The sequence below is a fragment of the Paracoccus subflavus genome (genome assembly GCF_004310345.1).
Taxonomy (GTDB): Bacteria; Pseudomonadota; Alphaproteobacteria; order Rhodobacterales; family Rhodobacteraceae; genus Paracoccus; species Paracoccus subflavus.
Map to the genome: position 1 here is coordinate 135,684 of NZ_SISK01000007.1, position 23,175 is coordinate 158,858.

At 67.1% G+C, this 23,175-nt stretch carries 21 protein-coding genes; 10 read left to right on the forward strand and 11 right to left on the reverse strand.

Annotated elements, in window-relative coordinates:
- Window positions 1-73: 73 nt before the first annotated feature.
- A complete protein-coding gene (locus EYE42_RS10790) occupies window positions 74-1,144 on the reverse strand; it encodes an ABC transporter substrate-binding protein (protein ID WP_130991334.1) in 1,071 nt (356 codons plus the stop codon).
- A 67-nt stretch (window positions 1,145-1,211) separates the two neighbouring features.
- On the reverse strand, window positions 1,212-2,315 hold the full coding sequence (locus EYE42_RS10795; RefSeq protein WP_130991335.1) for an ABC transporter ATP-binding protein: 1,104 nt from the start codon (window positions 2,313-2,315) through the stop codon (window positions 1,212-1,214).
- 263 nt (window positions 2,316-2,578) lie between these two features.
- Between EYE42_RS10795 and EYE42_RS10800 the strand changes: the two genes are divergently transcribed.
- Both EYE42_RS10800 and EYE42_RS10805 read left to right on the forward strand, forming a co-directional pair.
- On the forward strand, window positions 2,579-3,334 hold the full coding sequence (locus EYE42_RS10800; protein ID WP_130991336.1) for a sulfite exporter TauE/SafE family protein: 756 nt from the start codon (window positions 2,579-2,581) through the stop codon (window positions 3,332-3,334).
- 2 nt (window positions 3,335-3,336) lie between these two features.
- Window positions 3,337-3,684, forward strand: a complete 348-nt coding sequence (locus tag EYE42_RS10805) for a RidA family protein (RefSeq protein ID WP_130991337.1) — start codon at window positions 3,337-3,339, stop codon at window positions 3,682-3,684.
- Here EYE42_RS10805 and lpxB read toward each other — a convergent pair.
- The 8 genes from lpxB to EYE42_RS10845 are packed head-to-tail and all read right to left on the reverse strand — an operon-like array spanning window position 3,668 to window position 13,773.
- Window positions 3,668-4,822 carry a lipid-A-disaccharide synthase gene (lpxB, locus tag EYE42_RS10810; protein WP_130991338.1) on the reverse strand — a complete coding sequence of 385 codons (1,155 nt, stop codon included), beginning with the start codon at window positions 4,820-4,822 and terminating at the stop codon, window positions 3,668-3,670. The two genes, EYE42_RS10805 and lpxB, sit on opposite strands and share 17 nt — an antisense overlap.
- Before the next feature lie 24 nt (window positions 4,823-4,846).
- Entirely contained in the window at window positions 4,847-5,653 is an 807-nt protein-coding gene (locus EYE42_RS10815; RefSeq protein WP_130991339.1) for an LpxI family protein, read from the reverse strand.
- 10 nt (window positions 5,654-5,663) lie between these two features.
- Complete coding sequence (lpxA, locus tag EYE42_RS10820) at window positions 5,664-6,452, reverse strand: acyl-ACP--UDP-N-acetylglucosamine O-acyltransferase (RefSeq protein ID WP_130991340.1); 789 nt, start codon at window positions 6,450-6,452, stop codon at window positions 5,664-5,666.
- Complete coding sequence (gene fabZ / locus EYE42_RS10825; RefSeq protein ID WP_165455764.1) at window positions 6,445-6,924, reverse strand: 3-hydroxyacyl-ACP dehydratase FabZ; 480 nt, start codon at window positions 6,922-6,924, stop codon at window positions 6,445-6,447. Before fabZ ends, lpxA begins: the two co-directional genes overlap by 8 nt.
- A gap of 58 nt (window positions 6,925-6,982) precedes the next feature.
- Window positions 6,983-9,118, reverse strand: a complete 2,136-nt coding sequence (locus EYE42_RS10830) for a hypothetical protein (RefSeq protein ID WP_130991342.1) — start codon at window positions 9,116-9,118, stop codon at window positions 6,983-6,985.
- Entirely contained in the window at window positions 9,115-11,868 is a 2,754-nt protein-coding gene (locus EYE42_RS10835; protein WP_130991343.1) for a DUF4159 domain-containing protein, read from the reverse strand. The genes EYE42_RS10830 and EYE42_RS10835 overlap by 4 nt, the downstream gene beginning before the upstream one ends.
- Window positions 11,868-12,758 (reverse strand): DUF58 domain-containing protein, encoded by an 891-nt coding sequence (locus tag EYE42_RS10840; protein ID WP_246020735.1) that lies wholly within the window; start codon window positions 12,756-12,758, stop codon window positions 11,868-11,870. The genes EYE42_RS10835 and EYE42_RS10840 overlap by 1 nt, the downstream gene beginning before the upstream one ends.
- 7 nt (window positions 12,759-12,765) lie before the next feature.
- On the reverse strand, window positions 12,766-13,773 hold the full coding sequence (locus EYE42_RS10845) for an AAA family ATPase (protein ID WP_130991344.1): 1,008 nt from the start codon (window positions 13,771-13,773) through the stop codon (window positions 12,766-12,768).
- 64 nt (window positions 13,774-13,837) lie between these two features.
- Here EYE42_RS10845 and EYE42_RS10850 point away from each other — a divergent pair, with 64 nt between their 5' ends.
- The 7 genes from EYE42_RS10850 (at window position 13,838) to metK (ending at window position 22,136) form a co-directional block, all read left to right on the forward strand.
- Complete coding sequence (locus tag EYE42_RS10850; RefSeq protein WP_130991345.1) at window positions 13,838-14,380, forward strand: DUF1285 domain-containing protein; 543 nt, start codon at window positions 13,838-13,840, stop codon at window positions 14,378-14,380.
- A complete protein-coding gene (locus EYE42_RS10855) occupies window positions 14,380-15,141 on the forward strand; it encodes a hydroxypyruvate isomerase family protein (protein ID WP_130991346.1) in 762 nt (253 codons plus the stop codon). Before EYE42_RS10850 ends, EYE42_RS10855 begins: the two co-directional genes overlap by 1 nt.
- A gap of 193 nt (window positions 15,142-15,334) precedes the next feature.
- Window positions 15,335-16,468 carry a hypothetical protein gene (locus EYE42_RS10860; protein ID WP_246020736.1) on the forward strand — a complete coding sequence of 378 codons (1,134 nt, stop codon included), beginning with the start codon at window positions 15,335-15,337 and terminating at the stop codon, window positions 16,466-16,468.
- A gap of 146 nt (window positions 16,469-16,614) precedes the next feature.
- A complete protein-coding gene (typA, locus tag EYE42_RS10865; protein ID WP_130991348.1) occupies window positions 16,615-18,435 on the forward strand; it encodes a translational GTPase TypA in 1,821 nt (606 codons plus the stop codon).
- A gap of 209 nt (window positions 18,436-18,644) precedes the next feature.
- Complete coding sequence (locus EYE42_RS10870; RefSeq protein ID WP_130991349.1) at window positions 18,645-19,292, forward strand: TetR-like C-terminal domain-containing protein; 648 nt, start codon at window positions 18,645-18,647, stop codon at window positions 19,290-19,292.
- Window positions 19,293-19,565: 273 nt separating this feature from the next.
- Window positions 19,566-20,957: an adenosylhomocysteinase gene (ahcY, locus tag EYE42_RS10875; protein ID WP_130991350.1), complete on the forward strand. Its 1,392-nt coding sequence runs from the start codon at window positions 19,566-19,568 to the stop codon at window positions 20,955-20,957.
- Window positions 20,958-20,960: 3 nt separating this feature from the next.
- Window positions 20,961-22,136, forward strand: a complete 1,176-nt coding sequence (gene metK / locus EYE42_RS10880; RefSeq protein ID WP_130991351.1) for a methionine adenosyltransferase — start codon at window positions 20,961-20,963, stop codon at window positions 22,134-22,136.
- A 285-nt stretch (window positions 22,137-22,421) separates the two neighbouring features.
- Here metK and EYE42_RS10885 read toward each other — a convergent pair whose 3' ends face one another.
- Window positions 22,422-22,892, reverse strand: coding sequence for a type II toxin-antitoxin system RatA family toxin (locus EYE42_RS10885; RefSeq protein WP_130991352.1), 471 nt, complete (start codon window positions 22,890-22,892; stop codon window positions 22,422-22,424).
- Between the two features lie 77 nt (window positions 22,893-22,969).
- Here EYE42_RS10885 and EYE42_RS10890 point away from each other — a divergent pair, with 77 nt between their 5' ends.
- A complete protein-coding gene (locus EYE42_RS10890) occupies window positions 22,970-23,155 on the forward strand; it encodes a hypothetical protein (protein WP_130991353.1) in 186 nt (61 codons plus the stop codon).
- Window positions 23,156-23,175 lie beyond the last annotated feature (20 nt).

Consider the following 23,175-nt stretch of genomic DNA (forward strand, 5'->3'; position numbering starts at 1 on the left):
GGGGCGTTTCGCCCCTTGTCAGTGGCCCCTGCGGGGCAAGGCGGCGGGCATCAGGCTGCCCGCCGCAATGGCGTCAGCTTGCCAGCCAGCTATTGAATCGTTCGTTCAGTTCGGCATCCCGATCCACCCAAAAGTCCAGATCCGACCCAAGCGCATTCGTCATGTTCGCCTCGGTCGTGGGCAGGTTGGGGGCCATCGGCTGGTCCATGCCCTCGATATTGCCGACCATGGCGGCCGCCGACTGGCGGGGGGGACCATAGCTGATGAATTCCGCCGCGCGGGCCTGGGGCGCGGGCGAGGTCGTCCAAGCCACAAACTGCTTGGCCTCCTCGAGGTTCTGGGCGCCCTTCGGGATGACCCAGCCTTCCATCTCGTAGATCTGGCCGTCCCAGATGATCTCGAAGGGCTTGCCCTCGCCTTGGGCCGCGTTGAAGATGCGACCATTGAAGGCATAGGCCATCGTGACCTCGCCATCGGCCAGCAGTTGCGGCGGCTGCGCGCCGGCTTCCCACCAGATCACGTCGTCCTTGATGGTTTCCAGCTTGGCAAAGGCCCGGTCCACGCCTTCGGGGGTGGACAGCACCTCGTAAACCTCGGCCGCTGGAACGCCATCGGCCATCAGGGCCAGTTCCAGATTGAACTTGGCGCCCTTTCGCATGGTGCGCTTGCCCGGAAACCGTTCAAGGTCAAAGAAATCGGCGGGGGTCGATGGTTTGGCATCGGGAAACTTGCTGGCGTCATAGGCCAGCACCATCGAATACACGTCCGTCGCGACAAAGCATTCGGTGACCGCGCCCTCGATGAAATCCTCGGCGGCCGGCGTGCCGTCCTCGGCCGTAACCAGGATCGCGGGGTCGATCTCCTCCAGCAGCCCTTCGTCGCACAGGCGCACGGCATCGGCATATTCGACCGAAGCCACGTCCACGGACACGTTGCCGGCCTCGACCATGGCCTTGATGGGCGTGGCCGGGTTGTCGGCATCAGACATCGTCACCTTGATGCCGGTCTCGGCCTCGAAGGGTTTGGCATAGGCTTCCAGGTGGCTGTTGCCATAGGCGCCACCCCAGGACAGCACGTTCAGGTCCGCCAGCACGGGCGTGGCGATCATGCCAAGCGCGGTGGACAGGGCGAGCATCTTTTTCATCAATCACTCCAACTGCAGGGACAAGCGGCGTTCGCCGTCATTCTTGGTCGCAGATGCGGGCGCCGGCCTATACGGGGTCCAGCGCGCGTGCATCCGCCGGGTGCCAGCCTACCCTGATCTGCTGGCCGGGTTCCAGTCTGGTCTGGCCGATGGTGTTGCGCATCTTCATGACGAAATCGTCGCTGCCCGCCACCTTCAACCGCGCCCGCAGGATGTCGCCCATATAGATCACCTCCAGCACGGTGGCACCGATCATATGGGCGCCGGGGGGCATCATCTCGGGTTTGAACTCGACCCGTTCTGGGCGGATCGACACCAGCGTCTGCTGACCCTTTTCGTGAACATTGACCGGGGTGGCGTCGATGACCTCGCCCGTGGCCAGGCGGACAAGGGCATGGTCGCCCGACAACTGCTCGATAGTGCCCGGCAGCTTATTGTTCTCGCCGATGAACTGGGCCACGAAACTGTTTTCGGGACGCTCGTAGAGATCGGCAGGCGCGGCAAGCTGCTGGATGCGGCCGTCGTTGAAGACCGCCACGCGGTCGGACATGGTCAGGGCCTCGCCCTGGTCGTGGGTGACGTAAACCACGGTGATGCCAAGGTCTTCGTGCAGGTGCTTGATCTCGAACTGCATGTGTTCGCGCAACTGCTTGTCCAGCGCGCCCAGCGGTTCGTCCATCAGCACCAGTTCGGGGTCGAACACCAGCGCGCGGGCCAGCGCGATCCGCTGCTGCTGGCCGCCCGACAGTTGCGACGGGCGGCGGTTGGCGAACTGGCCCATCTGCACCATGTCCAGCGCCCGCGCGACGCGGGTTTCGCGTTCGGCCCTGGACATGCCGCGGACTTCCAGCGGAAAGGACAGGTTCTCGCCCACGGTCATGTGGGGGAACAGGGCATAGTTCTGGAACACCATGCCGATGCCGCGCTTGTGCGGCGGCACCTGGTTGATCGGCCGCCCCGCCAGCCGGATCTCGCCATGAGTCGCGGTTTCAAAGCCGGCCAGCATCATCAGACAGGTCGTCTTGCCTGAACCCGAGGGGCCAAGCATGGTCAGGAATTCGCCCTTGCCGATCGACAGGTTCAGATCCTTGACGACAAGTGTCTGACCGTCATAGCTTTTTTGCACATGTTCAAAGGCGACGAAAGCGTCGCCCCGGCGATTGTCCAGCAAAGCGCTCTCCCTGTTTTTGGTCTGCTTTTCGGCGCTGACAAACGTTAAGCCGCGTCGCAGGGGACACGCAACACCGATTGCGACATTTCCTAGGGCCGAAAGGTCGCAAACATGCCGAACCCGGCCTTGCCCGGAACCCGGTCGTCGTGCCGGCAAGCGCGGCCGGGCCGGGGGGTTGTGCACCCATGACAGCGGCGCTAGCCTCGGGCCGATCCGAATCCCGGTCGGCGCCGTGCCGTTCCGCCACCGTCCAAAGGCCGCCCATGCTGGAAGCTGCCCTGCTGTTTGCCGCCGGGCTGATGGGCGGAATGCTGAACGCCGTCGCGGGCGGCGGCACGTTCATCACCTTTCCAACCCTGGTCTTTATCGGCATCCCCCCGGTCGCGGCAAATGCCACCACCACCGTAGCCGCGCTGCCAGGCTATCTGTCCTCGGCCATCGCGTTCCGGCACGACATCCGCCGGATCGACGCGGCACCGATGGTGCGGCTGACGATCTGGACCATGATCGGCGGCGCCCTCGGCAGCGGCTTGCTGCTGGTCAGTTCGAACGAGGCCTTTTCGGTCTTGGTGCCGTTCCTGCTGTTGGCGGCGACGCTGGTGTTTACCTTTGCGACCGAAGTTCGGCGCATCGCCTCGCGCTGGCAATCGGTGGTCAGGCCCTTTGGCCTTGGCATCCTGATGCCGGTGGCGATCTATGGCGGCTATTTCAACGGGGGCTTGGGCATCGTGATCCTGGCGATGTGCGCGATGTGGGGCATGGTGGATCTGCACCAGATGAACGGGCTGAAATGCTGGCTCAGCTTTGCGCTGTCGCTGGTGGCTTTTGTCGTCTTCGCGGTCGGGGGGGCGGTTGCATGGGGGCCTTGCGCGATCATGGCGGCGGGCACCATCACGGGCGGCTATGCCGGTGCCCCCGTGGCGCGGCGCATTCCGCGCGACGCCCTGCGGCTGCTGATCGCGGTAATCGGCTTCGGCATGACCGCGATCTTTTTCTGGCGTCTCATCCAAGGAGCATGAACATGAGCGACATCAATCGTATCGAGACCGGCCCGCGCATGAGCCAGGCGGTGGTCGCGAACGGCATCGTCTGGCTGGCCGGTCAGGTCGGCGCGCCCGGCGCCCCCATAGCCAACCAGACGCGCGCCGTTCTGGAACAGGTGGACCGCCTGCTGGCAGCGGCCGGGACTGACAAGACCCGCATCGTGTCGGCCCAGATCTGGCTGGCCGACATGGCGGATTTCGCAGAGATGAACGCGGTCTGGGACCAGTGGGCGCCCCAGGGCCATACCCCGGCGCGGGCCACCGGCCAGGCGAAGCTGGCCACCCCCGACTACAAGGTCGAGGTGATCGTCACCGCGGTTCTGTAACCGCGCGCAGCACCGACCGGGCGGCGCGCAGGCCCGGCGCCTCGCCCCCCCTGCCCAGCCGGTCCACCGTCAGGTCCATGGCGTCCATCTGGGCCTGGCGCGCCGCCGGATCGTCCAGCAGGCGGCGCAGGGCCTCGGCCATCGGCCCGGACCGGCAGTCGCGCCCTAGGAATTCGGGCACCGCGCGGGTGTCGCTGACCAGGTTCACCAGCGTTACCGTGTCGGTTTTCAGCAGCATCCCCACCAGCATCCGGCTGAGCGGCGCCATGTCGTAGCCGATCACCATCGGCACCCGGTTCGCCGCCAGATCCAGACTGACCGTGCCCGATGCCGCCAGCGCCAGATCGGCCGCCGCGAAGGCCCCGCGCCGCGCATCGGGGTCTTCGACGATCAGGGGGCGAACCCTCCATGCCGCGGTCATCTGCCGTACCTGGGCAGCCACGCCCGTCACGGTGGGCAGCACGACCTGCATCTCGGGGACATGGTGGCGCAGGTCCGTCAGTGTCTCGCCGAAACGGGGCAGCAGGCGGCCGACCTCGCCCCCGCGCGATCCGGGCAGGCACAGGACCACCGGGACCTCGGGCGCGATGCCGTGGCCTGCGCGGAACAGCGCCGCGTGGTCGGGGCCGGCAACCGGCGCGGTGGCGATCGGATGGCCCACGAAGTCGCAGGTCATCCCTGCGGCCTGCATCAGGGGCGGCTCGAAGGGCAGGATCGCCAGCACATGATCGACCACCTCGGCCATCTTCAGCGCGCGGCCCGGACGCCAGGCCCAGACAGACGGCGCAACGTAATGGATCGTGCGCAGGCCGGGCCGCTGGTCACGCGCAGCACGGGCCACCCGCAGGCAGAAATCCGGGCTGTCGATGGTGATCAAGGCATCCGGGCTTTCCGCGACCACCCGGCCAGCCGTCTCGGCGATGCGGCGTTTGAGGTGGCGGTATTTGGGCAGAACCTCCCAGATGCCCATCAGGCTCAGTTCCGCCATGGGGAACAGGCTGTCCAGACCCTGCGCGGCCATCGCCTGCCCGCCGATGCCCATGAATTCCACGTCCGGCGCCAGTTCGCGCAGGCCCGCCATCAGCGCCGCGCCCAGTTGGTCGCCCGATGGCTCGCCCGCGATCAGGAAGAACTTCATGCGCCTATCTCCTGCATATGCATGTCAGGCGGGCGGCATGGCCCACAAGAACAACCCTGCGGATTGCGCACGGCGGATGGATTCGTCGCGGTCCAGCAGGATCACCCCGCCCGCTGCCCAGGCAATGCCGCCCAGACCGGCGGCGGCGGCCTGGGTCACGCTGTCGGGACCAAGGGTCGGCAGGTCGATGCGCATGTCCTGACCGGGCTTCGGCGCCTTGAAGAAAACGCCCCTGGCCCCGTTCGGGTTGGGCCGCAACCCGACATGGCGGGCCGCGAAATCCAGCATCGCCGCCGTTCCGGGCAGAGTTTCGATGGCGAGGCACTGGCCCTGCGCCACGACCGCGCCCTGCCCCACGTCCAGCGGACCCAGCGTCGCCAGGATCAGTGCTGCCCGTTCCGCGTCGCGCCGGTCGGCGGCGGACGGCTCGCCCGCCAGGACACCCTCGCCGGGGATCAGATCCGGCGCGACATCCGCGACCGAGACGACCTCCAGCCCGTGTTCCCCGAACACGTCCAGAACCGCCCGCAAGGCGCCGTCGTCGCCCGCCTGCATTGCCATCATGATGCGCGGCACCAGTTGCGCGGTGCGGTTGTCGAACAGTTCGGGGTCCAGGCGCGGGCGGCGGATCGCGCCCGCAAAGACCACGCGCGACACGTCCCGGTCCAGCAGGCTGTCCAGGAACGGCACCAGCCGCTCCAGCCGGAAAGGCGCGGCGTCCACCCCATCGGGCGCAAAACCGTCCAGAGCATAGACCAGCGGCGCGTCCAGAGCGGCAATGACGGCGGGGGCAAGCGCGCCCTGGCCTGCGATAACGGCGATGCGGGTCATTCCGGGCGGCTCATGCGGGTTTCGGGGTCAGAAAGCTGCGGCCCGAGGGGCCAAGAATGAAATCCAGCACATCGCGGGCCATCGGTCCCGACTGTCCTTCCGCCAGATGCCGGGCGGTGTCGCGGAAACTGCCGGCGCCCAGCTTGTCCAGCATGTCGCGCAATTCGTGGATATCGGCCCGGCTGGCGCCCCGGCGCCTCAACCCGACCAGGTTCAGCCCGTCCAGATGCCCGCGCGGCCCTTGGACCAGGCCATAAGGGATCACGTCGGCCGTCACCATCGTCACGGCGCCGATCATCGCGCCCCGCCCGATGCGCACCCATTGATGCACGCCCGACAGCCCGCCGACGATCACGTCGTCGTCCAAGTGGCAATGCCCGGCCAGCGAGGCGTTGTTGACCAGGATCACCCGGTTTCCCAACTGGCAGTCGTGGCCGACATGGCAGCCCGCCATGAACAGGCCGTCGTCGCCCACCCGGGTAACGCCGCCGCCGCCTTTGGTGCCCGGATTCATGGTGACGTATTCGCGGATGCGGTTGCGCGCGCCGATTTCCAGCCGCACGTCCTCGCCGCGAAATTTCAGATCCTGCGGCACCTCGCCGATCGAGGCGAAGGGAAAGATCACCGTGCCTTCGCCGACGGCCGTGTCGCCCGCGATGGCGACGTGGGATTTCAGGACCACCCCGTCACCCAGCCGGACCTGGGGACCGATCACGCAGAATGGCCCGATCCGAACGCCCGCCCCGATCCGCGCGCCGTCCTCGACCACCGCCGAAGGGTGGATATGACCGTCAGTCATCGGCCTTGAGCGCCATCATCGCCGTGAATTCGGCCGAGGCGCAAAGCTGGCCATCGACCAGGGCGCGGCCTTCGAATTTCCAGATCTTGCCGCCGCCGCGCAGGGCCTTGCAATGCAGCTCCAGCACGTCGCCGGGCACGACCATGCGGCGGAACTTGCATTTGTCGATGCCCATGAAATAGGTCGCCAGCGGCCGGTCGATGATGTTCATGCTGATGCCGACGATCACGGCGGATGTCTGGGCCATCGCCTCGACGATGGTGACGCCGGGCATGACCGGCTCGTCTGGGAAATGGCCCTGGAAATGCGGCTCGTTGCAGGTCACCATCTTGATGCCCACGCCGCCTTCGTGGGGAACGATGTCGCGGACCTTGTCGATGAACAGAAAGGGATAGCGGTGGGGAATGATGCGCTTGATCAGCGACAGATCGGCCTCGGTATGGGCGGCAGGTGCAGGCGTTTCGTCGGCCATCATCGTTCCTCGCGGGTTTTAGCCGGGTTAGCAACGGCGCCGGGCCTTGGCAAGCCAGTCAGGCGGGCCCTGCCCCTGCGCTCGGCGCCTGCCCGCCAGCCTGTCCCCGGCGGCCCTCGCGCAGCCATCCGGCCAGGATCAGACCCGCGATCAGCAGCAGCCATGCCCAACCCGGCAGCAGCGGCCGGCGCTCCAGTCCGGTTACCGTGGCCGCCTCGCGCGGCGTGACCGCGATCCAGTCCCCCAAGGCTGCGCTGCCATGGGCGTTGCGACCTGGGGCCACCGTGCGCAGGTCGGGCACGCCATCGGACAGGCGGACCACCCCGCCGCCTGTCTCGGTGACAAGGTTTGCCAGCGTGGCCGCGTCCGCCACGGTTTGCTCGAACTCGCGCGGGGCTGCCGGACCCAGCGCCAGAACACGGCGCAGGTCGCCATCCTCCAGACGGTAAAGACCCGGTTCCGGCGCGGTCCAGTCGGCAATGAACCGGCCCGGCCCGGCAGGGGCAAGCGCGATCTCGTCGGTTCCGCCGTCGGGACGGGTCACGATCAGCGGTCCGGCGCTGTCGGCCATGGTGCGACGGGTGAAGCGGACGGACAGATCGTCCCGCACATCGGCCAGCAGCGCCTCCTCCTCAAGCTCCGGCTCCTTCATCGACCAGTGGGCGATGCGGCGCAGCAGTTCCAGTTGCGGCCCGCCGCCCTCGAAGCCCCGCCCCCAGAGCCAGACCTGATCCGAGGTGAGCAGCGCCACCCGCCCCTCGCCCACGCGGTCGAGGATCAGAAGCGGCTGGTCATCAACCCCGGTCATGGCCACCTGCGCGCCGGGGTCCGGCATAACCGTTCCCATGCGCAGCCAGCGGCCCCAGGTCGGCTCGTCCCCTTCGCCCCCCGGCAGGCCGGCGGTGACAGGGTGGCGGCGTCCCTCGTCGGTCAGCCGCGGCAGATAGGGTTCCTCAAGCACCTGGCCCGTGGGGCGAGCGGGCAGGATCTGGCCCAACGGCGACAGATACAGGCTTTCCACCCCCGCCATTTCCGGTCCCGCCGACACCAGGATCGCGCCCCCTTCCTCGACATAGCGGGCAATGTTGAGATAGTAGTCGGGCGGCAGGATGCCCCGCACGCTGTAGCGGTCGAAGATGATCAGGTCGAAATCGCTGATCCGTTCCATGAACAGTTCCTGGGTCGGAAAGGCGATCAGCGACAGTTCGTTGACCGGCACGCCGTCGGACTTGTCGGGCGGGCGCAGGATGGTGAAGTGAATCAAATCGACCGCCGCGTCGGATTTCAGCAGGTTGCGCCAGGTCCGTTCGCCCGCGTGCGGTTCGCCAGACACCAGCAGCACCCGCAGCCGGTCGCGCACGCCGGTGATGCTGATGGCGGTGCTGTTGTTGCGGTCGGTCAGTTCGCCGCCCTCGGGGGTGTCAACGGCGGGCGCGTCAAAGCCGATCTGCACGACGTTCTGGCCGGCATGGTCCAGCATCAGGGGCAGCGTGATCGAGGTGTTCAGCGGCACGGCAAGGGTTTGCTCGGCCTCGCCGTCGATGGACAGGCGCAGGTTCACGGAACCCGCCTCGACCTCGGGCGGGACAGCGCCCTGATCCTCGATTCTCAGGCGGATCGTCACCTCTTGGTCGATCAGGCCGAAGGCGGGGGCCTCTTCGATCACCAGCCGGCGGTCCCAGTCCTGCGGGCGTCCGGTCAGCAGCACATGGACGGGCGCGGGCACGGACGCCGGCAACATGGAGGGGTCGTGCAGGCGGCCGTCGGTGACGGCGATCACCCCGGCCAGCCGGGTCTCGGGTTCGGCAGCGATGGCGCGGGCCAGCTCGGTGGCCAGCAGGGTGCCGTCGTCGTCGTCGCCCACCGTGATGCGGCGCAGTTCGGTGTCGGGCAGGGCCGCGATCCGGCGGGTCATCGCCTCGACGGCCCCGTCGGTCTGCGGGCCGCGCTCTGGCAGGGTCTGGCTGGCGGACCGGTCGTCGATCAGGATCACGATGTCCGAAAGGCCCGCCCGGCTGCCGATCTCCAGGGCCGGACCGGCAAGGGCAAGCGCCGCCGCAAGCCCGGCCAGCCCGCGCCACGCCCAGCCGCGCAGGCCCCGCCACAGGGCAAAGCCGCCGACCAGCAGGGCCAGAGCCGCAAGCGCCGCGATCGCCCACCAGGGCAGCATGGGGTCAAACCGGATCTGGGTCATGGACCAAGCGTCTCCTCGGTCCGCATCCGGTCCAGCAGCGCGGGCACATGAACCTGGTCGGATTTGTAATTGCCGGTCAGCACATACATCATGAGATTCACGCCGAACCGGAAGGCCAGCTCGCGCTGCTGCTCGCCCTCCCAGCCGCGTCCGATGGGATAGGCGGCAAAACCGGTGTCATCGACGGCCCAGGCCTCGGCCCAGTTGTTGCCGCCGATCACCACCGGGCTGACACCGTCGTTCAACTGGCGGAACGGCACGCCCTCGGCAGCCTCCGCCCCGGCGGGGGGCGCCTCCAGCCAGACGGGATTGCCCTGCCAGCGGCCGGGGAAATCCGACAACAGGTAAAAGCTGCGGGTCAGGACGTGATCGTCCGGCACGGGCGCCAGGGGCGGAATGTCCAGCGGCGCGGCCAGCGTCTGCAAGGTCTGCGACATGTCCGGGCCGCCTATCCCGGCGATGTCGCCGTCACGGGTATCGAACAGGATCATCCCCCCCGACCGCATGAAGGCGTTCAGCCGCACATAGGCCTGGGGCGAGGGCAGCGGTTGCGCCTCGGTGATGGGCCAATAGAGAAAGGTCAGAACCGACAGGTCGTCGCGGTCGAGATCGATGGCCACCGGCTCTCCCGGCTCGACCGAGGTGCGCTGACGCAGCACGGCCGAGAGACCGCGCAGGCCTTCGCCCGACGCCTCGTCCACGCGGTCGTCGCCGGTAATCACATAGGCCAGCGCCACATCGTTCGCGGCGCGGATCAGGTCGGGGTTCAAATCCTGCGCGCCGGCAGGCGGCACGGGCTGGACCAAGAGCAGCGCCAGTGCCGCAGCAATGCCCGCCCGCCCGCCCCGGGCGATCAGCGCCGAACCCAGCGCGTCCAGCGCCAGCAGCAGCGCCGCCAGCGCCAGCAATGGCCCCCGCAGGTCGCGTCCGGCGGCGCCTCCGACGGCCTCGACCGTGGCGCCGGGCCAGTCGGCCAGTGCCATCGGAGCGCCCGCATTCAGGGCCACCCGGCGTTCGCCCGCGGCATAGATTCCGGCCGGGCGTTCCGGTCCGGGACCAAGCGCCAGATCCGCAGCCGCAACCGGGGCCAGCCCCTCGGCTGGCGAGGCGCGGCCGAAGCCGTCCAGAACCGTCTCGGCCGTCCAGAAAGGCTGTTCGCGGTCGTCGGCCGCCTGTTCGGCGGGGCTGACACGGGCGGTTTCAACCAGCCGGTCCAGCATTTCCACGAACAGGCCCGAGATTGGCAGATTGGACCATTCCGCATTGGCCGTGACATGGAACAGCACCACCTGCCCCTGCCCGATGCGGGCCCGTGTCACCAGCGGCGTGTTGTCCGACAGCGCGGCCAGCGTGCGGTCGGCCAGATCGGGTGCGGGCTGGGCCATCAACTGGGCGCGGACCGCAACCTCGTCTGGGGGGGTCAGGCCCGCGAAGATCCCGTCGGGGGCAAAGGGCGCGATGGCGCGCGGATCGCCCCAGGACAGGGCGCCGCCGATGTCGCGGCCACCCTGGCGCAGAGCCACCGGGATCAAGGGTTCGAGGTGCAGGTTCTCATAAGCCGCCATGCGCGGCCCCGCGAATCGGACCAGCAAGCCGCCCTCCTCGACCCAGGCCGTCAGGTCGTCCGCTTCGGCCAGATCGACCCGATCGGCCAGCACGATCACATCGGGGGCGGTGTTGAGGACATCGCCCAGGCTGCCCTCGACCAGATCGGTGGTCGGGTTCAGGGCGCGGCGCAGGTAATGCAGTTGCGACAGCAGTTCCTGACCCTCGGCCTGGTGGTCGGCGTCGCCCACCAGACCGACCTTGCGCCGCTTGACGCGATCATCGGCCAGAACGACGGCGCCGGCATGGGAATCGCCCTCGATCTGGAAACGGGTGATGCGGTTGCGCAGTTCGGGCGGCAGGTCGATGGCGACAGGCCGGGTGCTGATGCCGTCAGCCGTGGCCGGATCTCCGGGGGTCAGGCGGGCCAGTTCGCGTTCGACCCCCTGGGGGTCGGGACCGATGGCAAGAACGGTGTAAGCGGCGTCATCCGTGGCAGCCAGCGTCAGGGAAGGCGTATCGCCCGCCCGCAGCGACAGCGACCGCAGGGAACGGGAGGGGGGGACCACCGTGACCGAGCCGCGTTCGGCCAGCGCCGCCAGCCAGGCAGCACGGTTCGGATGATCCAGCCCGTCGCTGATCCACAGGGTCTGAAGCTGACCCTCGGGCACGGCCTCCAGGGCCGGGGCGGGATCATCGGGCAGGCCCGTGGGCCAAGGGGCAGGCTGCGCCGCGCGCAGCCTGGCCAGCAGCGTATCGGCCGGGGCAAAGGCCAGCGCCCCGGCGACGGGCCGCCCGTCTGCCAGCATCAATGCCGCCGGACGTCCCGTCGCGGCGGCATCGTTCATCGCGGCCTCGGCCCGCGTCAGCCGGGCGGGCCAGTCGGGTGCGGCGGCCCATCCGGCATCCAGCACCACCAGCAGGGGGCCGTCCTGACCCGCCGCCACGGTCGGGCGCCATTGCGGACCGGCAAAGGCCAGGATCATCGCAGCCACCGCAGCCAGGCGCAACAGCAACAGCCACCACGGCGTGCGCCGGGCGATTGGCACGCGGTCGATCAATCCCCGCAACAGCGCGACACCCGGGAATGACACCTGCCGCGGCGCGGGTGGCATGGCGCGCAGGATCACCCACAGCACCGGCAGGGCGATCAGCGCCACCAGCACCCAGGGGGCCGCAAAGCCTATGGGCCCCAGCATCAGCATCAGCCTGCAAGCACCTGATAAAGCCAGCTTAGCGCGACGGCGGGGGACTGGTCGGTGGAATGGTGCCCGAAATGCCAGCCCGCCCCGGTCGTCCGGCTGCGCAGCCAGTCGCGCCGTTCCGCGAGGCGCGCCAGATAGGCGTCGCGCAGGCCGCCCGCGTCGCGGCTGTCATGGCGGATGGCGCCCGACAGGGACCGAAACAGCACGGCGCCGTGATAGGGAAAGGTTTCCTCGTCGGGGTCCAGCACCTGCATCAGGACGCCGGTGACCCCCATGCCCGCCGCACGGGTCAGCAGCCGATCCGCCCAGGCGGGATCGTCCATGAAATCCGACAGGATCACCAGCCGCTGGTTGGGGCGCAAGGCATCGTCCGGAGGAGCGTCGCCATCGGCGCCTGCCGGACGCAAGGCCACGATCTGTTCGGCCAGACGGTCGGCCTGCGCCCGTCCCGCGCGGGCGGGCTGACCCAGCAGGCCCACCTTTTCGCCACCGCGCAGCAGCACCATCGCCAGGGCCAGCGCCAGAAGATGCGCCCGGTCGGCCTTGGTGGGACGACTGGCCGCACCTGCGTAATCCATGCCCTGCCCTGACGAAACCCACAGACCCACGACCTGCGCCGACTGCGCCTCGCGGTCGCGAACATACTGGGCATCCGACCGCGCCGACCGCCGCCAGTCGATGGCGCGGGCGCTGTCGCCCTGGCTGGCGGGGCGGTACTGCCAGAAATCCTCGCCCGGACCATTGCGGCGCAGGCCGTGGGCGCCGGGCGCCACCATGGCGGCAAGCCGCTGGGCCGAAATGATCAGTGCCGGCAGATGGGCGCTGGTCGTCTGCGCCCGTGCGCGCAGGGCAATGGAGGCGCGGGGAACTGCCGAAGAACCCTGGGTCAAGGCCGCCTCATGCCGCACGGCTTGCGCCGGGGCGGTCGTCCAGAAGCCGCGCGATCACGTCATCGACCGTCTCGCCCCGCGCGCGGGCGGCAAAGGACAGCGCCATGCGATGCCGCATGACGGGGGCGGCCATCGCCTCGACATCCTCGAGGGTGGGGGCAAAGCGGCCGTTGAGCACGGCGCGCGCCCGCGTCACCAGCATCAGCGCCTGCGCCGCGCGCGGCCCCGGCCCCCAGATCAGGCTGTCCCCCAGAAAACCGGCCTGTTCTGCCGTTCCGGGCCGGCAGCCCCGGACCAGATCCAGAATGCGTTCCACCACGCCTTCGCCGACAGGCATCCGGCGGATCAGGCGCTGAGCCCCGATCAGGGTGTCTGCGTCGAATGCGGCATGAGCGCGGGCATCCTCGATTCCGGTGGTGGCCATCAGGATGTCGCGCTCGGTGTCGCGGTCGGGATAATCCACGTCGATCTGCAGCAGGAAACGGTCAAGCTGCGCCTCGGGCAGGGGATAGGTGCCTTCCTGCTCGATGGGGTTCTGGGTGGCGAGCACATGGAACGGGCGGCCCAGCGGGCGGTGCTGGCCGCTGATCGTCACCTCGCGCTCCTGCATGGCCTGCAGCAGCGCGGATTGGGTGCGCGGGCTGGCCCGGTTGATCTCATCGGCCATCAGCAATTGGGTAAAGACCGGCCCTTCGATGAACCGGAAGGCCCGGGACCCGTCGGGCAGCACGTCCAGAACCTCGGACCCCAGGATGTCGGCGGGCATCAGGTCGGGGGTGAACTGGATGCGCTGGCTGCCCAGGCCCAGGACGGTCGCCAGCGTATCGACCAGCATGGTCTTGCCCAGGCCTGGCTGGCCCACCAAAAGCGCGTGCCCTCCCGACAGGATCGCGGCCAGAACCTGTTCGACCACCTGATGCTGTCCGACAAAGCGCCGCTCGATGCTGGTGCGCGCATCGGTCAGGTTTTCGGCAAGCCGTTCAACCTGTTCCACCAGAACGTCATCGGAAGCCATGACAATGTTCCCTTGCTGCTCTACATCGGACCATACGAGGATAAGCGAAAGGCGACCACAAGGAATGGCAGATCGCGGTGACAAAGCTGTGAGCGTCGAGGGTCTTGCCGCCGCAGCCAGCAGGGCAGCCAAAAAAGGGCTGCCGCCGGTGCATTTGTGGAACCCGCCCTTTTGCGGGGATCTGGACATGGAAATCCGCGCTGACGGAAGCTGGTTCTACCAGGGCACGCCTATCGGCAGGCCCGCCATGGTGCGGCTGTTTTCGACCATCCTGAAGCGCGAGGAAGGCCGGTTCTTCCTGGTCACCCCGGCTGAGAAGGTCGGCATCCGCGTGGTGGACGCGCCCTTCGTGGCGGTGGACGCAGACATAGAACCCGACGCCGTGACATTCACCACCAATGTCGGCGACCGGGTGACGGCGGGGCCTGACAATCTGGTCATCCTGCGCGGGACCGCTGACGAACCGCGTCCCTATGTCCATGTCCGCGCCGGGCTGGAGGCGTTGATCGACCGCAAGACCTTTTACCGCCTTGCCGCGGCGGCGACCGAAGACGGGGGCCGCATGGGCATCCGTTCGGCCGGCGTATTCTTTCCGCTGGAGCCCTGATGCCCCGCTTTGCTGCCAACCTCACGATGCTGTTCACCGAACTGCCGATGCTGGACCGATTCGCGGCCGCAGCCGAGGCCGGGTTCACCGGGGTCGAGATCCTGTTCCCCTATGACCTCCCGGCCCGCGACCTGTCGCGCGCGGCCATTGCCGCCGGGCTGGATTTCGTGCTGCTGAACACCCCGCCGCCGAACTGGGCGGGCGGACCGCGCGGGTTCGCCGCCGAGCCGGGGCGGGAAGAACGGTTCCGCAGCGACTTCGACCGCGCGCTGCGCTTTGCCGAGGCGCTGCGTGCCCGCCATATCCACGTCATGGCCGGATATGCCCAGGGACCCTCTGCGCGCGACACCTTTATCGCGAACCTGCGCTGGGCTGCCGAACGCGCGTCTCACGCCAGCCTGACGATCGAGCCGCTGAACCCCGCCGACCAGCCGGGCTATTTCCTGGCCGACTTCGATCTGGCGGCGGAACTGATCGCCGAGGTCGGCGCCCCGAACCTGGGGCTGCAGTACGACAGCTATCACGCGCATCTGATCACGGGCGATGCGGTCGCGGTCTGGCACCGGCATAAGGGCATCATCCGCCATATCCAGATCGCCGGCGTGCCGGAACGCCATGAGCCGCTGGAAGGAACGATCGACTATCCGGCGCTCTTCGCGGATCTGGATCAATCGGGCTATCGCGGCTGGGTCAGCGCGGAATACAATCCCGCGGGACTTACGGCGCAGGGACTGGGATGGCTGCCACGCAGGTCGGGATAAAGGGGGAACCGTGATTACACGGTTGCGTTATTTTGCCGACGCCTTGCGGAAGACCCGCTTTCGGGCGCAGTCATCAGCGGAGAAAATCCCCATGAATTCCATCATCTACATCGTCGGCCTTGTAGTCGTGGTCCTGTTCATCCTGTCTTTCCTCGGCCTGAGATAAGCCGCCGGAATGAGTATTGATCCCAATATGACACCGCCGCGTAGGATCATGGACTGGCCTGCGATCCTGTCCGGTGCCGCCATCGCCGCAGGCGCCATGGTCGTCTTTACAGGCTTCACCGCCGCCATCGGTCTCGGGTCCGTCTCCGCCGAACCCGATGAAGGGCTGGGAACCTTTGCCGCCATTCTGGTCGGCCTTTTCGCCTTTCTCAGCACCTTGGCAGCTTATGCCCTGGGCGGCTATGTCGCAGGGCGGATGCGCACCCCCACGACCGGCATCGGAGCCGACGAAACCCGCGCCCGCGACGGCGTGCATGGCCTTACGGTCTGGGCGGTCGGCACCCTGGTCAGCGCCATCCTCACCTTGGGCATCCTGTCGGGCGGCGTCCGCGCCGTCGGATCGGCCGCGGGCACCGTGGTCGAGGCCGGGGGTTCGGCTGTCGGCGGCGCCTTGCAGGGCGCGGGCCAGTTGGCGGGAGGCGTCGTCGGCGGCGTCGGCCAGGTTGCGGGCGGCGTGATCAGCGGCGCTGGACAGGCGGCGGGCGGCGCCCTGCAAGGGGCCGGTCAGGCCGCGGGCGAGGGCACGCTGCAGGACATGCTGCCCGAAGGAATGCAGCAGAATCCGATGGATTACATCACCAATCGTCTGCTGCGCCCGGAAGAAACCGCATCGAACGCCTTTTCGGACGAAGCGATCCGCAACGAGATCGCAGGCATGATGGGCACGGTGCTGCGCACCGGCGAACTGCCCCAGGAGGACCGAGACTATCTGGTCCGCGCGCTGGCTGCTCGTACCCAACTGACCCAGCCCGAGGTGGAGGCCCGCGTCGATGAAGCCGTGACCCAGGTCCAAGACCTGCGCGCCGAGGCCGAACAGCGGCTTGAGGAGGCCCGCGCCCAGGCACAGGAGGCCATCGACACCGCTCAGGCCGAAGCCCAGCGCCTGCAGGACGAAGCCCAGCAGCGGCTGGAAGAGGCCCGGCAGTCCGCCATCGACGCGGCCGAATCCGCCCGCAGCGCCGCCGTCTGGTCAGCCTTCCTGCTGGCCGCATCGACCCTGATCGCAGGCGCGGTGGCCTTTCTTGCCGCCATCCGCGGCGGCCGGGACCGGGATGATGGCCGGGTCTGGTCGGGCCTGCATCGCGGCATCCGCAACGGCTGATCCCCGGGACATCGCCTTGTCTGCCAACCCCGCCGCTGAGAAGCGGCGGGGTTTTTCGTGACCTTTGGTCTTGCCAGCCGTCCATATTCCGTCTGGCCTTTTGACCGGCGATTGTTTAGGGCGGCGCCAAATCACAAGGGTCGCTCATGGATATCCGCAACATCGCCATCATCGCTCACGTTGACCACGGCAAGACGACGCTGGTGGACCAGTTGCTGCGGCAGTCCGGGTCATTCCGCGAGAACCAGGCCGTGGCGGAGCGTGCCATGGACAGCAACGACATCGAACGCGAACGCGGCATCACCATTCTGGCCAAGGCGACAAGCGTGGAATGGAAGGGCACCCGCATCAACATCGTGGACACGCCAGGCCATGCCGATTTCGGCGGCGAGGTCGAGCGGATCCTGTCCATGGTCGATGGCGTCTGCCTGCTGGTCGATGCCGCCGAAGGACCGATGCCGCAGACCAAGTTCGTGACCTCGAAGGCGCTGGCCCTGGGGCTGCGTCCCATCGTGGTGCTGAACAAGGTGGACAAGCCCGCGGCCGAACCCGACAACGCGCTGAACGACGTCTTCGACCTGTTCGCGAACCTGGGTGCCAGCGACGAACAACTGGACTTTCCGCATGTCTATGCCTCGGGGATCGGCGGCTGGGCCGATGCGACGCTGGACGGACCGCGCAAGGACATGTCGGCGCTGTTCGACCTGATCCTGTCGCATGTCCAACCGCCCAGGCAGATCGCGCGCGCGGCCGAGCCGTTCCAGATGCTGGCGACCACGCTGTCCGCCGATCCCTTCCTGGGGCGCCTGCTGACGGGCCGGGTCGAGGCGGGCCGTGCCAAGGCAGGCGACACCGTCAAGGCCCTGTCCCGCGACGGCGAGCGGATCGAGCAGTTCCGCATCAGCAAGGTCCTGGCGTTCCGCGGCCTGAACCAGACCCCCATCGACGAGGCGCAGGCGGGGGACATCGTGACGCTCGCCGGCATGTCCAAGGCCACGGTCGCCGACACGATCTGTGCGCTCGAGGTGGATACTGCCCTGCCCGCCCAGCCCATCGACCCGCCCACCATCAGCGTGACATTCGGCATCAACGACAGCCCTCTGGCGGGCCAGGACGGCAAAAAGGTCCAGTCCCGCGTCATCCGCGAGCGTCTGATGCGCGAGGCCGAGGTCAACGTGGCCATCAAGGTCGAGGACACGCCCGGCGGCGATGCCTTCGTGGTGTCGGGCCGTGGCGAATTGCAGATGGGCGTGCTGATCGAGAACATGCGCCGCGAGGGGTTCGAACTGTCGATCAGCCGCCCCCGCGTGATCTTCCGCGAGGAGGACGGCCAGCGGCTTGAGCCGGTCGAGGAGGTCATCATCGACGTGGACGACGACTATACCGGCGTCGTCATCGAAAAGCTGACGGGCGACCGCAAGGGCGACATGGTGGACATGCGGCCTGCGGGCGTCGGCAAGACGCGGATCGTGGCGCATGTACCATCCCGCGGGCTGATCGGATACCACGGCGAATTCATGACCGATACGCGGGGCAACGGTGTGTTGAACCGCATCTTTCACGGCTGGACCCCCTATAAGGGCGCGATCCAGGGGCGCCGGCAGGGTGTGCTGATCTCGATGGAAAACGGGGTCAGCGTCGCTTATGCGCTGTGGAACCTGGAAGAACGCGGCAAGATGTTCATCGGCGCGCAGGAGCTGCTCTATACCGGCATGATCATCGGCGAGCATTCGCGCGACAACGACCTCGAGGTGAACCCGCTCAAGGGCAAGAAGCTGACCAACGTGCGCGCGTCGGGCACGGACGAGGCTGTGCGCCTGACGCCGCCGGTGCGCATGTCGCTGGAAGAGGCCATCGCCTATGTCAACGACGACGAACTGGTCGAGGTCACGCCCAAGAACATCCGCCTGCGCAAACGCCATCTGGACCCCCACGAACGCAAGCGGCAGGCCCGCGCCGAAGGCTGAGGACGCGCCCGCCCGACCTGTCGAATTGGCGAGGTTCGCAAGCCATTCTTGCCGTGTTAACCTTGTTTTTCCGAAGACGATCGGAAAGGTCGTGCTGAGGATCACTTATGATGGTATTGGGAACCGGGCATTCACCAGCCGGTTGATTTCCAGAAGGACGTGACGATGGCCCGGCCCGTTGCCGGGCCCTGCCCTGATCGGAACGCGACATGAGCAGACACGAGGACATGAGAGGAATGGGGCTGCACGGCAGGGCCATTGCCACCACGATCGAGATGATGGCCGATCTTCGGCGCACCGATCCCGATCTTGCCAACATTGCCCGGCGCATGGGAATATGCCCCGACGAGTTGCGGCTGATCTTCCCGCAGCATCAGGACCTTTTGGTCGCTGTGGCCGAACAGGCCCTGATCCGTCTGATGGATTCCTGTACCAAGGCCGTGGTTCAGGTCGATCCTGACGATGCGGTGGGCCAGTTCCTGGCTTTGGGCAAGGCCTATGTCCGCTGGGCGGCGGACCACCGGATGCAGTTCCGGTTGATCAGCGGCCATCCGACGCTGAATGCCCGGCAGGACCCCAGGCTGCGCCGTTATCTGGATGCCATCATCGACCTGATGACCCGGATGCTGGAACGGGCGCGTGCTGCGGGGCGGCTGCGCGAGGACGAGGACATCCGCATGATCGTTCTGTCGTCGCAAACCTTTGCCTACGGGCTTGCGCATATGGTGGTGGACGGCCAGATGAAGGAATGGTCCGTCTCGGGCGATCCGGTCGAAACTGCCGAGCTGGCCATGGTCGATTTCGTCAAGCGTTTTGCGCGAACAGCCGCCCGGCGGTCGGCGGTCGCAGGGGGATGACGGCCCGGCGGTGACGTGGCATCTATTCTATCGCTCATTTCAGCATCTTCCTGATCCGTTCAGTTAGGCCGGTCCCGCGTGCTGCCGGGCACAGATCCGTCGCGCGCGCCCGCCTTGCGAAAGGAGGGCCGGGCAGCGCACTGCCGTCCTCCGGGCTGCGGCGGATCTGGGGTTCCGCCGCAGCCACCCTTATTCCCGTGCCGGATTTCCGCTTTCGATCCTGTCGGGCATCGGCTATCGAATGCCCGACCGACGCAACGAAAGACGACTGCCGTGACCGACCATATCATCCGCGACATCGCCCTGGCCGATTACGGCCGCAAGGAACTGGACATTGCCGAAACCGAAATGCCCGGTCTGATGGCGCTGCGCGCGGAATATGGTCCGGCCAAGCCGCTTGCAGGCGCGCGCATCGCAGGCAGCCTGCACATGACGATCCAGACGGGGGTGCTGATCGAGACGCTGGTCGAACTGGGCGCCAAGGTCCGCTGGGCGTCCTGCAACATCTACTCGACCCAGGACCATGCGGCGGCGGCCATTGCGGCGTCCGGCGTGCCGGTCTTTGCCGTCAAGGGTGAGACGCTGGCCGAATACTGGGCCTATACGGACCGTATTTTCCAGTTCCCCGACGGGACGGCGAACATGATCCTGGACGACGGCGGCGACGCCACGATGTATGTCCTGCTGGGCGCACGGGTCGAGGCGGGCGAGACCGGCCTGATCGAAACCCCCACCAGCGAGGAGGAAGAGGCCCTGTTCGCCCAGATCCGCAAGCGGATCGCGGAAACGCCGGGCTGGTTTGCCAAGCAACGCGACGCCATCAGGGGCGTGTCCGAGGAAACCACGACCGGCGTTCACCGCCTGTACGACCTCCATAAACGCGGCCTGCTGCCCTTTCCGGCGATCAACGTCAACGACAGCGTCACCAAGTCGAAATTCGACAACAAGTACGGCTGCAGGGAATCACTTGTGGACGGCATCCGCCGCGCCACCGACGTGATGATGGCAGGCAAGGTCGCGGTTGTCTGCGGTTATGGCGACGTGGGCAAGGGATCGGCCGCCAGCCTGCACGGGGCAGGTGCGCGGGTGAAGGTCACGGAGGTCGATCCGATCTGCGCGCTGCAAGCCGCCATGGACGGATTCGAGGTCGTCCTGCTGGAGGACGTGGCGGCCACGGCCGACATCTTTGTCACCACCACCGGCAACCGCGACGTAATCCGGCTGGAACACATGCGGATGATGAAGGACATGGCCATCGTCGGCAATATCGGCCATTTCGACAACGAAATTCAGGTGGCCAGCCTGCGCAACCACAAGTGGACGAACATCAAGGACCAGGTCGACATGATCGAGATGCCTTCGGGCAACCGCATCATCCTGCTGTCCCAAGGCCGCCTGCTGAACCTGGGCAACGCCACCGGCCATCCGTCCTTTGTCATGTCCGCCAGCTTCACCAACCAGGTGCTGGCGCAGATCGAGCTGTGGACCAGGGGCGACGACTACGCGCCGGGGGTCTATATCCTGCCCAAGGCCCTGGACGAAAAGGTCGCGCGGCTGCATCTGGACAAGGTGGGCGCCAAGCTGACGCAGCTTTTGCCCGAACAGGCCGACTATATCGGCGTCTCGCCCGAAGGCCCCTTCAAATCCGATCATTACCGGTACTGAGCCATGGAATATTCGCTGTTCACCTCGGAATCCGTGTCCGAGGGCCATCCCGACAAGATTGCCGACCAGATCAGCGATGCGATCCTGGATGCGATCCTGGCCGAAGATCCGCGTGCGCGTGTCGCCTGCGAGACGATGGTCAAGACCGGGGTCGCCATCATCTCGGGCGAGATCTCGACCAATGCCTGGGTCGATCTGGAATCGATCGTACGCGGCGTGATCAACGACATCGGCTATACGTCGTCGGACGTGGGATTTGACGGATCGACCTGTTCGGTCATCAACATCATCGGCAAGCAGTCGCCCGAGATCAACCAGGGCGTGGACCGCGTCAATCTGGAAGACCAGGGCGCGGGCGACCAGGGGTTGATGTTCGGCTATGCGTCCGACGAAACCGACGTGCTGATGCCCGCGCCCATCACCTATGCGCACCGCCTGGTGGAACGGCAGGCCAAGGTCCGCCGCGACGGAACGCTGAAATGGCTGCGCCCCGATGCGAAATCGCAAGTGACGCTGCGATATGGTGATGACGGCCGTCCGCAGGCCATCGACGCCGTGGTTCTGTCCACCCAGCACAATCCTGAAATCACCCTGTCCGACCTGCGCGAGGCGGTGATCGAGGAAATCATCAAGCCGGTCCTGCCTGCCAACTGGCTGTCGGACCGAACCAAGTATTTCATCAACCCGACCGGCAAGTTCGTGATCGGCGGACCTGTCGGCGACTGCGGGCTGACGGGGCGCAAGATCATTGTGGACAGCTATGGCGGCATGGCCCGCCATGGCGGGGGGGCGTTTTCGGGCAAGGATCCGTCCAAGGTGGACCGCTCGGCCGCCTATGCGGGCCGTTGGGTTGCCAAGAACATCGTCGCTGCCGGGCTTGCCAGCCGCTGCGAGATCCAGGTGAGCTATGCCATCGGCGAGGCGCAGCCCACCTCGATCAGCCTCAATACCTTCGGCACCGAAACGGTGGCCCATGACCGGATCGTCGCGGCGGTGCGCGAGGTGTTCGACCTGCGGCCTTTTGCCATCATCCGCGATTTGGACCTGCTGCACCCGATCTATCGGCCAACCGCGACCTATGGGCACTTCGGGCGCCAGCCCTATCAGTTGAACCGCGGCACGGCCTTCAGTTGGGAACGGACGGACCGGGCCGAGGCGCTGAAAAGCGCACTGAGCTAGGCCGGAACAGGCCGGGCGCGCGGCCTCATCGCCGGACCTGGGCCGAGGGCGTTCGGCGCCGCAGGGACGCACGGCCCAACAAACCCGTCAACACCAGAACCGCGCTGGCGGGCACGGGTATCGGCGCAGGATCGGTTTGGGTGATCTCGAACTCGACGAACCGGCCCTGCTTTGTGCCGTTCCCGTTCAGCGACGCGATTGCGGTGCCCGTGTCGATAGCGCTGAAAAGGTCGCTCCAGGTCGACAGGGCCGGGCTGAAGGTAAAACATAGGCGGTCTTCAGAAATCAGCGATTGCCGTAGAGCACCTTGGCCCGCGCCTCGAACGCGCGGACGATCCGCATCATTGCCTCGTGGAATACGACCCCGATCAGCTTTTGCAGGATCATGTTCTTGAATTCGAAATCGACGAAGAACTCGACCCGGCAGCCGCCTTCGGGGCGGTCGGTGAAGGTCCAGCCGCTGCGCATATGACGAAAGGGGCCGTCCAGATATTCGGTGTCGATCCGCAGCGCCCCCGTTTCGGGATCGGCGGGCCACAGTACCACCCGGCTGCCGAAGCGTTCGCGGAACACCTTGAAGCTGACGACCAAATCGGCGGCGATCTCCTCGGTTCCGTCGGGGCGGGTTTCGCGCGACCGGATGCGGGCCGCGCTGTTCCACGGCAGGAATTGCGGATAGCTTTCGATATCGGCCACCAGATCGAACATCTGCCGGGCGGTATAGGGAAGGTCGCGGGTATCCTGGTGATGGGGCACGGAAATCTCGTGGGTTGGATCTGTCAGGCAACCCGGTTCATGATCGAGTCGGTCCGATCTAGCAAAAGGCAGCGTCGATGAACAACCTGATCTGGCTGCTTCGCGCCTCGCGATGGGCACGAAACCCGCCCGGCGCGCGCAAGGTCAGGCTGGTTCTTCTGATCATGGCGGCAGGTCTGTCCATCGCCGTGCTGGAATGGCTGAACCTGTGGCCCGGCTGGGCGCGGCTGGAGAATGCGCGCCCGCCCAAGCCGCCTTACTGACGACGGCGAACCCTGACAGG